This window comes from Halobellus marinus, from assembly GCF_032113415.1.
Taxonomy (GTDB): domain Archaea; phylum Halobacteriota; class Halobacteria; order Halobacteriales; family Haloferacaceae; genus Haloquadratum; species Haloquadratum marinus.
Genome location: NZ_CP134946.1, coordinates 2507892 through 2519930 on the forward strand (window position 1 = coordinate 2507892; position 12039 = coordinate 2519930).

Here is a 12039-nt window from a genome sequence, read left to right on the forward strand (position 1 = left end):
CTAAGTACGCGAATGGTGGCGAGGGCAACTATCTCCTCGGAGCGTTCTCGGCGGGCGGCCGTCCGGCCGCTCCGACTGCCTGGAGGCCAAGATATATCCACGATCGTGTCGATTCCGGGCCGAAACGTGGCAACGATCGACAGGGCCGTGGTGTCTCGCAACGCTTTTGTCGGTCGCCCTGGGACCGTTTATATGGCGAACGACGTTCCCGAACACGGTTCATTCTCGGAGAAACTGCAGGTGCCGGAGGCGCTGACGTTCGACGACGTGCTGCTTCGACCGAAAGAGAGTCGCGTCGAACCCGACGCCGCGGACGTCTCGACGCGAGTCTCGAAAAACGTCGAACTGAACATCCCGATCCTCTCGGCAGCGATGGACACTGTCACCGAAGGAGAGATGGCAGTCGCGATGGCCCGCGAAGGCGGTCTCGGGGTGCTCCATCGGAATATGGACATCGAGCGGATGGTCGCCGAGATCGAACGCGTCAAGCGCGCCGACGAGTTGGTGATCCGCCGCGAGAACGTCGTGACTGCGAACCCCGAGCAGACGGTCCGGGAGGTTGACGAGATGATGGAGCGGGAAGGCGTCTCGGGGGCGCCCGTCGTCGACGACGACGACACCGTGCTCGGTATCATCTCGGCGACGGACATCCGCCCGTATCTGGAAGTCGGCGAGTCCGACGAAGTGCGCGAGGCGATGACCGACGAGGTCATCACCGCGTTACGCGACGTCGGCGCCCGCGAGGCGCTCGAACTGATGTACGACCACAAGATAGAGCGTGTCCCGATCGTCGACGACGAAGAGCAACTGGTCGGCCTCGTGACGATGCAGGGAATCTTACAGCGCCGCGAGCACGAGAACGCCGCGCGCGATGAGGACGGGCGACTGCGCGTGGGAGCCGCCGTCGGCCCCTTCGAGGCTGCCCGCGCCGAGGCCGCCGACGAGGCCGGCGCCGATATCGTGTTCATCGACTGTGCGCACGCGCACAACCTCGATGTCCTCGACAGCGCCCGGGAAATCAAAGCGACAGTCGACGCCGACGTCGTCGTCGGCAATATCGGGACTCGCGAGGCGGCCGAAGCCGCCGCCGACTTCGCGGACGGAGTGAAAGTCGGTATCGGTCCCGGCTCGATCTGTACCACACGCGTCGTCTCCGGCGCGGGGATGCCACAGATCACCGCAATCGCGGAGGTTGCAGACGTCGCCGCGCCCGAGGGGGTGCCCGTCATCGCCGACGGCGGAATCCGGTACTCCGGCGACGCGATCAAGGCTATCGCGGCCGGGGCAGACGCAGTGATGCTCGGCTCGTACTTTGCCGGCACCAGGGAGGCGCCCGGGCGTGTCATCACGATGAACGGCAAGAAGTACAAGCAGTACCGCGGGATGGGCTCGGTCGGGGCGATGAAATCCGGCGGCGGCGAACGGTACCTCAAAGACACCGAAGAGGACGACGAGTTCGTGCCTGAGGGTGTCGAGGCCGCGACCCCGTACAAGGGAACCCTCGCGTCTGAGATTCACCAGCTCGTCGGCGGGATGCGCTCCGGGATGGGCTACGTCGGCGCAGAGACGATTCCGGCGTTCAAAACCCGCTCGGAGTTCGTCCGCGTCTCCAGTGCCGGCCAGACCGAGGGCCACCCCCACGACGTGATGATCACCGACGAAGCGCCGAACTACAGCCCGGAGGGGAACTAACCTGATACTGATTACTCTCGTCTCTTCCCGCAGAGGTCTGCCAACGAGGGTGGCGCTCGGCGGGAAACAGTGAGAGTAATCAGTATGACCGTCCCACGCCGGGAGCGTCCAAGGGGTATCTTGATATACCCCCGCACGTCATTCCTTTGTATCGGTGTCCTCGAAACACCAGGAATCCATCTATGAGCGATGATCTGCCGCTGGTGCTCGTCGTCGAAGACGAGCCGGACCTCGCTGACTTATACGCAACGTGGCTCCGAAGCGAGTATCGCGTCCGCGTCGCCTATGGGGGACGCGAGGCGCTCGAAAAGCTCGACGACGAAGTCGAAGTCGTCCTTCTCGACCGGCGGATGCCGGATCTCTCGGGTGACGAAGCCCTCAAGGAGATCCGAGAGCGCGGCTTCGACTGCCGCGTCGCGATGGTCACGGCGGTCGAACCCGACTTCGACATCGTCGAGATGGGCTTCGACGACTACCTCGTAAAGCCCGTCTCCCGCGAGTCGCTGACGGAGACTGTCGAGGGGCTTCGCCTCCGGGAGTCCTACGACGAGGGAATGCAGGAACTCTTCTCTTTGGCCTCGAAGAAGGCCATTCTGGAGGCGGAGAAAGACGCTGTCGCTCTCGAAAACAACGAGGAGTACCAGCAACTTTCGGCGCGAGTCGAAGAGCTCCGTGAACAGCTCGACCGGACGGTCGGCGAATTCGACGACGAGGAGGACGTCGCGGCGATGTACCGCGACATCGGGGATGATTTCGAGGCTGCCTTCGAGATGGACGACGGAGCGGACTAAGACGTCTGAGCGGGTCGAGAAGGTGAGCGCGGACGTCTGCGCGGGTCGAAGGAGTGAACACAGACGTCTGAGCGGGTCGAGTGGTCGAGCGAGGAATTACGTCTCGTCGATAAACGACTCGATCCGGTTCAGCGCTTCTTTCAGGTCGTCCATCCCGGCAGCGTAGGACACGCGAAGGTGACCCTCGCCGCCGTCGCCGAAGACCCGGCCGGGGACGAGTGCGACCCGCTCCTCGTGGATCAGCGTCTCAGCGAACTCCTCGTCGTCCTCCCAGCCCGGCGGACACTCGGGGAAGACGTAGAAGGCGCCTTTCGCCTCGAAGCAGTCCATTCCGATCTCGTTGAACCGCGAGATGACGAACTGCCGGCGGCGGTCGAAGGCGCGGCGCATCTCCTCGACGGCGCCGTCACAGGACTGCAGTGCCTCGATGGCGGCGAACTGCGCGGTCGTCGGCGCCGACAGCATCGTATACTGGTGGATACGGTTCATCGCGCCGATCGCTTCGGCGGGACCGAGCGCGTACCCCAGGCGCATCCCGGTCATCGCGTACGCCTTCGAGAACCCGTTGAACACGACGGTCCGGTCAAACATTCCGGGGAGCGTCGCGATCGACACGTGGTCGTCCTCGTAGCGGAGCGCCGCGTAGATCTCATCTGAGAGGACGAAGATATCGTGCTCGCGGGCGAACTCGGCGACCTCTGTGAGTTCCTCGCGAGTCATCACCGCGCCCGTCGGATTGTTCGGATAACAGAGCACGAGCACCGACGCCTCTGCCGCGCCGTCGCGTTCGAGGTCCTCGTAGGTGAGCGCGAAGTTGTTCTCCGCGCGCGTTCGGACAGGAAGCGGCTCGCCCCCCGCGAACGACACCGTGGGCCCGTAGGAGATGTACGAGGGCTGGGGGACGGCGACGGCGTCGCCGGGATCGACGAGCGCGCGCATCGCCAGATCGACTGCCTCGCTGGCACCGGTAGTGACGAGAATCTCCTCTTCGGGGGTGTACGAGAGGTCGTACCGGCGGACGTGCTCGGCGATCAGCTCTCTGAGGTCGCTCCGACCCCGGTTTGCTGTATACGATGTTCGCCCGCGTTCCAGGGAGTCGATGGCGGCCGCACGGGCGGCCCACGGCGCCGAGAAGTCCGGCTCACCGACGCCCAGCGAGATGAGGTCGTCCATCTCCTCGGCGAGTTCGAAGAAGCGTCGGATCCCCGAGGGTGGCGTCTCCCGCACCCGCTGGGAGAGCGGGCTGGACGCGGCCTCCCTCATGGCGAGACGGCCAGGCGATCGTCGTCGTCGCCGTCGCCGAAGTAGACGCCGCGTTCCTTGTACGTCGTCATCACGAAGTGCGTCACCGTCTGGGTGACTTCCGGGATCGGCGCGATCTGCTCGGAGACGAACATCGAGACGTCCCGCATCGACTCGCCCTCGACGTCGACGGCGAAGTCGTAGCTCCCGGAGATGAGCCGCAAAGAGGAGACCTCGGGGAACTTCGCAATCCGCCGGGCGATCTCCTCGTACCCGGTCTCGCGGTCGAGTTCGACGTTCAGCTCGACCTCCGCGCTGACGTGGGGCTCGTCCACGTTGTCCCAGTCGACGACGGCCTGGTAGCCGCGGATCGCGCCCTCGGATTCCAGCTCGTCGACCAGCGTCTCGACCGTTGCTGCGTCGACACCGAGCTGTCGGGCGATGTCTTCGGTGCTCTCGCGAGCGTCACTCAGCAACAGGTCGAGCAGTTCCCGCTTCGCTTCCATACTCGATCCGATGCGGCCCCCGTTGAAATGGTTTGCTCTCCGGTCTCGGGGGGTTCGGCGGCGGCTGCCACCGCGACCCCCGATGCCGTTCCGGATCGGCACGGCGCGCCGGCGGTGGGAAAGGTCCAATACCCCGGCGGCCCCCCGCTCATACGATGGCCCTCTCGGACGTCTTCCTCTCTCCACTCGGGTTCGCCGCCCTCCTCGCAGCGGTGCCGGTTATCTTCCTGTACCTGGTTCGTCCGGATCCCCGCCGCGTGACACTGCCGACAGTGCGATTCCTCTCTGAGGCTGCGGGGACATCGTCGTCGTCGCCGCTGTTCGAGCGACTGAAGCGAAGCATCCCGCTTCTCCTGCAGTTGCTCGCGATCCTCCTCTTTGCGACGGCGCTTGCGGCGCCCTACGTGGCAGTCTCGCAGTCGGAGACCGTCGAAGAGACCGTCGTGGTTCTCGATGCGAGCGCGAGTATGAACGTCGAAGACGGCGGCACGACGCGGTTCGATCGGGCGGTTGATTCGGCCGACGGCGCGGTCACCTCGACCACGTCGGTCGTCCTCGCTGACGGGCGAGGGTCGATCGCCATCCGCGACGGGACTGCGGCCGACGCCCGTGAGACCCTGGCAGCCATCGAGTCGACTGACGCGCCCGGGAACCTCCGAACGTCGATCGCGCGGGCGACGAGCGTGGCCGGCGAGAACGCCCGGATCGTCGTCCTCAGCGACTTCGCCGGCGACAGCGACTGGGAGTCGGCCGTTCGGGCGGCGCGTGCCCGCGGCCTCACGGTCGACCTCCGGCAGTTCGACGGCGGTGGCGCGGACAACGTCGGCATCGTCGACCGCGAGTTCTCGGGCGACAACGTGACCGTCTCGGTCGGGAACTTCGGAGACTCGGAAGCCACCCGTCGCGTCTCCCTTGGGGACGCCGAAGAGACGCTGACGCTGGCTCCCGGCGACGTCCGCAGCGTCACGCTCCCGGTGCCCGCTGGCGGCGGCGAGATCCGACTGTCGCCGTCGGATTCGTTCCCGACCGACGACGTCGCCTACGTCGCCGCGCCGACAGACGCCGCCGTGGACGTCCTGGTCGTGACGAACGACCGGAACCGCTATCTTTTGACCGCCCTGTCGGTGATCGATCCGGTTTCCGTGACAGTAGTCGAACCGCCGAATTCGATCCCGGATCCGCCGGCGGACGCGTACGACATCGTCCTCTACAGCAACGTCGACCCCGAGCAGTTCGGGGATCGCTACGTCGCTGCCGGCCGCGAGGCGATCGCTGCCGGCGGCGGCGTCGGGATCCAAGCCGGGACGTCGATGCCGACGGCCGCCTACGGCGATCTACTCCTGATCGCGCCGGACCGTCTGGCCTCGAACCCGACGCTCGATACCCCCGTCGACGACGACCTCACGCGAGACATCACCTTCCCGCCGCCGGAACGCTACGTCAGCGGCGACCTCCGGTCGGGTCGCGCGCTCGTCTCGACGACCGACGGCTCGCCGCTCATCGCGACGGCCGACCGAGGCGAGGGACGGATCCTCTACTACGGCTACATCGAGTCGGCGTCGTCGTTCAAATACGACTTCGAGTACCCGATCTTCTGGAAGCGAAGCGTCTTCGCGCTCGCTGACCGTGAATCCCTCTCCGAACTCAACCGCGCAACCGGCGACCGACTCCGGTTCGGCAACGAGACGACCGTGGAGACGCCGCGCGGGGAGGTCAGGGCCACAGCGATCGATGTTCAGGACGCGGGCTTCTACGTCGCGGACGGTGACCGGTACAGTGCATCACTGCTTAGCGCCGCAGAGTCCGACGTCTCGGCCTCGGAGATCGATTCGGATGCGGCCGGTGGCCCGACGATACGTCAGGAGCGGCGGACGGCGCCCGACCCGCTGACGGAGTTCGTCGCCCTCGGCATCGTCGCGGTCGCGCTGGGCGAACTCGCGTTCCTCCGCCAGCGGGGTGATCTCTGATGTTGGAGCTCGCGGCGACAGTAGGGATTCGCGGCGGATCCGAGATGGCGGCCGTCCCGACCGAGGCCCCGATCGCGTCCGTTTCGGTCGAACTCACGGAGGCGCTCTCGGTCGGCCTGGCCCGTCCGCTGTTCCTCATTGCGCTCCCGTTGGGCGTCCTCGCGATCTGGGCGCTCCTCTTCCACGGCGCCGAGGGCACGGCTTCCGAGCGCTCGCGACGCTTGCTCTTCGCCGCGCGGGTGCTGGTCGTCGCGCTCGTTGTCCTCGGCGCCGCCGGCCCGTACACCGTCCAGTCCCGGGAGACGGCCGGGGAACCGACCGTGACGCTGCTCGTCGACCGCTCCGACAGTATGGCCGTCTCGCCGGACGTATCGAACCGCCTCGAGTCGTCCATCGAATCGGAGGGAGTCTCGGTTCGGCGGGTGCCCGTCGGGACGAACGACACCTCGCCGGTCGGCGACGCCGTCGCGGCGAACCTCCGGGAGGGCGGCGAGGTCGTCCTCCTCAGCGACGGCCGGGTGACGAGCGGCCAGCCGCTCGGCGAGGCCACCGCGCTCGCCCGCTCGGTCAACGCCACCGTCTCGGTCGTCTCCCCGGATCCGCGGACGACCGAACGATACGTGACCGTCGCGGGGCCCGACAAGGCCAGCCGCGGCGTCGAGAACCGGTTCGCCGCACGGATCGACGGCGTCGGCCCCAACACGTCGGCGACGCTCACCGTGCGCGTCGACGGCGAGCAGGTCGCCGAGCGGACGACGGAGACGGTTCCGACGACCGTCGAGTTCAACCACACGTTCAATTCGACCGGGAGCCACACGGTAACCGCCGAAATCGACGCGCTCGATCGGTTCTCCGAGAACGACGTCTACCGGAAGACGGTCCGGGTAGTCGAACAGCCGGAGATCCTCTACGTCTCGCCGGGCGAGTATCCCTACCGTGACTACCTCGGCCAGTTGTACGACGTCGACACCGCCGAGGAGGTCCCGGAGGATCTCTCGGAGTACTACGCCGTCGTGGTACAGGACGCCCCCGCGGACTCGGTCGGGAACGTCGACCACCTGCAGGAGTTCGTCATCGAGGGCGGCGGCCTGGTGGTCGTCGGCGGCCAGAACTCCTTCGAGCGCGGCGGCTACGAGGGCTCGAACCTCGCGTCGATGTTGCCGGTGACCGTCGGCGAGGGGCAACGGAGCGCGACCAACATCGTCCTCGCCGTGGACGTCTCCGGCAGCGCCGAGGAGGGGATGCGGATTCAGAAAGCCACCGCGCTCTCGGTGCTCGATCAGCTCGGCGACGAGAACGAGGTCGGGCTGGTCGGCTTCAATTTCCAGGCGTACCGCGTCGCGTCGGTCGAACCGCTCTCGGAGAACCGCGGCGAACTGCGGGACAAGATCCGGCGCCTCCGGTCCGGCGGTGCGACAGACATCGCGGCGGGCGTCCGCGGCGGCGGCGAACTCCTGGGCGACCGCCGGGGCACCGTCATCCTCGTCAGCGACGGCCACGACAGCCCTGACGAGGCTGCAGCTGTCGCTTCTGGGCTCGCCGACCGCGGCATCAGGGTCGTGACCGTCGGCGCGGGCGAGCGGATCAACGAGCGGACGCTCCGAACGATCGCCGGCGCGGGCGGCGGCAGTTACTTCCGTGCGACGGAGACGACCCAGCTCGGCATCCTCTTCGGCAGCGCGGGGGCGCCCGGTGCCTCCGGGCTCGTCGTCCTGGACCGCACCCACTTCGTGACCTCCGGCGTCACTCTCACCGCCTCGCCGGACTCCTTCAACGACGTCTCGGTCCGCTCGGGGGCGTCGTTCCTCGTCGCCGGCGAGAACGGCCAGCCCGCGCTCGCGACGTGGCGGTACGGCCTGGGTCGGGTGGCGACAGTCACCGCCCACGGCGAGGACGGGACGCTCGACGGCCTGCTCCGGGAGCCCGACTCGCTGCTTTTGACGCGGACGACGAACTACGCCGTCGGCGACCCCGAGCGGAAGGCCACCGGCGTGGTCGGCGTCCCCGACACCCGCGTCGGCGAATCGACGAGCGTGACGTATCGGGGCACGGAGCGCCCGGAGGCAGCCGATGTATCGTTCCAGCGGGTCGGCGAGGAGACGTACCGCGCGTCGCTGACGCCGGACGAGGCGGGATACTACGAAGTGTTGAACGCCACCTACGCCGCGAACTACCCGCGGGAGTACGCGGCGTTCGGCCCCGATCCGGCGCTCCGGACGCTGGTCGAGGGGACCGGCGGCGAGGAGTACACCGTGGCCCAGGGGCAGCGGATCGCTCGAGCCGCTGCACAGCGGTCCGTCGGCGTGCGACCGGTCAGGACCGACTGGACGTGGCTTCCGATCCTCTTTGGACTCCTGCTCTTCACGATCGAGGTGAGCTACCGGCGGCTTCAAGTCCGTCGCCGAAATAGACCCGCCGACGGAGGTCTCCCGTGACGTACGTCGGTCGTAGCCTGAACCTCGCGCTGGTCGTCGCCCTCATCGTCCTCGCTGCGGGGACCGTCGGAGCCACGGTGCTGTACCAGTCCGGCGTCGCCGACGTCGAGGCCCAGAACGAACAGTTGCGGGCACAGAACGAACAGCTTCGCGAGGATCTGCAATCGGCACGCGACCGGATCGACTCGCTGCGCTCCGAGGTCGATCGGCTGGAAGAACGCCTCGCGGCGACAAACGAGACGCTCGCCGAGGTCCGGTCCGAGCGCGACGCCTACCGCGAGGACCTGCGCGCGGTCTGTGAGGGAATACGCGAGGGCAACGAGAGCCTCCCGGAGGAGTGCGAAAATGTCGAGTGAGCGTGACGACCACGAGGACGATCACGAAGGCGACTACGAGAACGACCGCCGATCCGAGTCCGGCGATCCCGACGGGTCGGCAGCGGCCGGCGATACGTCCACCGAGCCCGTGACGTTCGACGCGGATCCCGGGTTCGGCGGCGACGGGGGGAAGTCCCTCGGAGGCGGGGAGGACGTCGACGCGACGACCGACCGTATCAAAGCCGCCCTCGCGGAAGTCCGCTGGGAGGTCCGCAAAGCTGCTCTCGTCCACGCGACCGTCGAGGCGACGCTTTTGGCGCTCGTGGCGAATCTCGTGCTCGCAGTCGCCGACCCATCGTGGCTTTCGGGAAGCCTCGGCCTCCCTGGTGTCGTCGTCGGGGCACTCCGCGGCCTCCCGCTGCTCGGCGATGTCGCCCCGCGGACGATCCGCATCACCGCACTCGCGGCAATCGCAGTCGGCCTCGTCGCGTTCGTCGCGGCCTCCCTCGTCCGACTCCGGAGACCGCTCGTCGAGCAGTTCGAGGCCGCGAACCCGCCGGTTCGGGAGGCGCTCAGGACCGCCCGCGACGCGGTCGACGGCGGCGCCGACACCGAGATGGCGCGCCGCCTCTACGACGACGTGATCGACACGCTCAGGGAGACGTCGAGTCGCGAACTGGTCGAAGCCCGGCGTGTCGCCGTCACGGTCCTGCTCGTCGCCCTGGTCAGTCTCGCGAGCATCCAGGTCGCGGTCGTCGATCCCGACCTGGGCGGGATCCTGGGCGGCACGGCCGACACGCCCGGCGTGGACCGCCCGGACGACGACGAACTTCAGGACGGCGAGGAGATCCTCGGCGACGAGGAGGACGTCGCGGCCGGTGACGAACTGGAGAACATCACCGTGCCGGGCACCGGGGAGGGGACCGGTGATGGCTCGACTGCCCCCGACGGCGGCCTCGGCGGCGGTGGCGGCGGCAGCGGCGAATTCGACAGCCAGGAAGCCGGATTCGCCGGCGAAGAGCGGTTCGAGGACGCCGAACTCGTCCGTGAGTACAACGTCCGGATCAGGCAGTTCGACGACAGAGAGGACGATGGAACCGAAGGGACGAACTGAAGACGGAGACGCAGACGATGTGGAACACGATACCACGAGGACCCGACAGATGCAGCCACTATGAACGGACCACACGACACTGACGACATCGATCGGATTCAGCACGGACTCGCCGCCCTCCGCGAGGAGGTCGCAAAGCGGATCGTCGGCCAGTCGGCGGTGGTCGAACAGCTGATGACCTGTCTGCTCTGCGACGGCAACGCTCTGATCGAGAGCAACCCCGGACTGGGAAAGACGACGCTCGTGGGGACGATCGCCGAGGCGACCGATCTGTCCTTCTCCCGGATCCAGAACACGCCGGATCTGATGCCAGCCGACATAACCGGGACGGAGATCATCCGCGAGTCCGGCAACACCCGCGAGTTCGTCTTCGAGGAGGGGCCGGTGTTCGCGAACCTGGTCCTCGCCGACGAGATCAACCGCGCGACGCCGAAGACGCAGGCGGCACTGCTGGAAGCGATGCAGGAAAAGCAGGTGACGACCGCGGGCGAAACCCGGGAGCTGCCGCGCCCCTTCTTCGTGCTCGCGACCCAGAACCCGATCGACCAGGAGGGGACCTATCCGCTTCCGGAAGCACAGACCGACCGCTTCCTCCTGAAGATTCTCGTCGAGTACCCCAGCCGCGACGAGGAGCGAGCCATCGTGGACCGGTATACGACAGGTGCGCCGGATCCCGCTGTGGATCGCGTGCTGTCCCGGCAGGATCTGATGCGTGCACAGCAGTTGACTCGCCAGGTGCCCATCGCCGACGACATCCGCGATCGGGTGATCGACCTGGTTCGGGCGACGCGGACGGCCGAGGACGTCGAGTTCGGCGCGAGTCCGCGTGCGAGTATGGGGCTCGTCCTCGCGGCGAAGGCCCGCGCGTTCCTAAAAGGACGCTCGCACGTCTCCTGGGAAGACGTCGAGGCGATGGCGCATCCGGTGCTCAGACACCGCCTCATCGTCGATTTCCGGGCCGAGCGAGAGGGAATCACCCCCGACGAGATCGTCGCGGATCTCCTGTGACGATGGCGATCGATCCCTCATTTCTCGACGAACTGGCGCGGTTCGAGGGGTCGCTGCGCGCACAGACCGACGCCCTGCGACAGGGCCGGACGGAATCGTCGAACGTCGGCGAGGGATTGACGTTCAGCGACTACCGCCGATACACCCCCGGCGACGACGTGCGACTGATCGACTGGCGCGTCTACGCCCGGACTGACGAACACTTCATCAAGCAGTTCGAGGCCGAGCGCAACCTCACCATCCACATCCTGCTTGACACCTCCGCATCGATGGATTTCGGCGACGGCGCCGAACACAAATTCGAGTTCGGCGCGCGATTCGCCCTGGCGTTCGCCTACTTCGCGGCTGCGGCCCACGACTCGTTCCGCGTCTCGACGTTCCGAACCGACGTCGAGCGACTCGACCGCGGCCGCTCGACGCGCGGCGAACTGCTCCGACTCCTCGATTCGGTGAACGCCGTCGATCCCGACGGCCGGACCGACTTTCGGGAATCCCTGGAGACGTACGCTCGAACCATCCGGTCTCGGTCGCTCGTCATCGTCATCAGCGATTTCCTCGAAGACCCCGACGAGATCGAAGACGGCCTCGCGGCGCTCGGCCACAGCGATGTTCTCCTGGTCCACGTCGTCGCGCCAGCGGAACGGGACCCCGACGTCGTCGGCGACGCCGTGTTCGAGGATCCCGAGACGGGCGAGACGCATCGTTCGTACTTTGCGGGTTCGACAGTCGAGGCGTACCGCGATCGGCTCTCGGGGCACATCGACGACGTCGCCGCGCGGGCACGATCGCTCCGCGCGGAACACGTCGTCGTCGACACCGATGCCGACTTTTTCCGGGCGTTCGCCGACGTCTGGGCGCGACAGGAGCGTCGGGGGACGCCGGGCCGCGGCTCGCGGGGTCGGTGACCTGTAGGGGGGCCAGATTTTGACCGGCGCGACGCGATTCGGCGGGTATATTTCAGTCCGTG

10 protein-coding genes are annotated in these 12039 nt (G+C 67.3%); 8 read left to right on the plus strand and 2 right to left on the minus strand.

From position 1 onward, the window contains the following. Positions 1–192 precede the first annotated feature (192 nt). Both guaB and RJT37_RS12500 read left to right on the plus strand, forming a co-directional pair. Complete coding sequence (gene guaB, locus RJT37_RS12495; RefSeq protein ID WP_313684907.1) at positions 193–1692, plus strand: IMP dehydrogenase; 1500 nt, start codon at positions 193–195, stop codon at positions 1690–1692. A gap of 182 nt (positions 1693–1874) precedes the next feature. Then, complete coding sequence (locus tag RJT37_RS12500; RefSeq protein WP_313684909.1) at positions 1875–2483, plus strand: response regulator transcription factor; 609 nt, start codon at positions 1875–1877, stop codon at positions 2481–2483. 96 nt (positions 2484–2579) lie between these two features. On the opposite strand, the gene RJT37_RS12505 is transcribed toward RJT37_RS12500, so the two are convergent. After that, positions 2580–3746 carry a pyridoxal phosphate-dependent aminotransferase gene (locus tag RJT37_RS12505; RefSeq protein ID WP_313684911.1) on the minus strand — a complete coding sequence of 389 codons (1167 nt, stop codon included), beginning with the start codon at positions 3744–3746 and terminating at the stop codon, positions 2580–2582. Then, on the minus strand, positions 3743–4231 hold the full coding sequence (locus tag RJT37_RS12510) for an Lrp/AsnC family transcriptional regulator (protein WP_311173625.1): 489 nt from the start codon (positions 4229–4231) through the stop codon (positions 3743–3745). The genes RJT37_RS12505 and RJT37_RS12510 overlap by 4 nt, the downstream gene beginning before the upstream one ends. A 155-nt stretch (positions 4232–4386) precedes the next feature. Here RJT37_RS12510 and RJT37_RS12515 point away from each other — a divergent pair, with 155 nt between their 5' ends. The 6 genes from RJT37_RS12515 to RJT37_RS12540 are packed head-to-tail and all read left to right on the plus strand — an operon-like array spanning position 4387 to position 11977. Continuing rightward, entirely contained in the window at positions 4387–6198 is a 1812-nt protein-coding gene (locus RJT37_RS12515) for a DUF7408 domain-containing protein (protein WP_313684915.1), read from the plus strand. Continuing rightward, entirely contained in the window at positions 6198–8633 is a 2436-nt protein-coding gene (locus tag RJT37_RS12520; RefSeq protein ID WP_313684917.1) for a VWA domain-containing protein, read from the plus strand. The genes RJT37_RS12515 and RJT37_RS12520 overlap by 1 nt, the downstream gene beginning before the upstream one ends. After that, the gene (locus tag RJT37_RS12525) at positions 8630–8989 is read left to right on the plus strand and encodes a hypothetical protein (RefSeq protein ID WP_313684919.1); all 360 of its coding nucleotides are present in this window, start codon (positions 8630–8632) and stop codon (positions 8987–8989) included. Before RJT37_RS12520 ends, RJT37_RS12525 begins: the two co-directional genes overlap by 4 nt. Beyond that, on the plus strand, positions 8979–10064 hold the full coding sequence (locus RJT37_RS12530; RefSeq protein WP_313684921.1) for a DUF7502 family protein: 1086 nt from the start codon (positions 8979–8981) through the stop codon (positions 10062–10064). Before RJT37_RS12525 ends, RJT37_RS12530 begins: the two co-directional genes overlap by 11 nt. 60 nt (positions 10065–10124) lie before the next feature. Continuing rightward, entirely contained in the window at positions 10125–11072 is a 948-nt protein-coding gene (locus tag RJT37_RS12535; RefSeq protein ID WP_313684923.1) for an AAA family ATPase, read from the plus strand. A 2-nt stretch (positions 11073–11074) separates the two neighbouring features. Then, the gene (locus tag RJT37_RS12540; protein WP_313684925.1) at positions 11075–11977 is read left to right on the plus strand and encodes a DUF58 domain-containing protein; all 903 of its coding nucleotides are present in this window, start codon (positions 11075–11077) and stop codon (positions 11975–11977) included. Positions 11978–12039 lie beyond the last annotated feature (62 nt).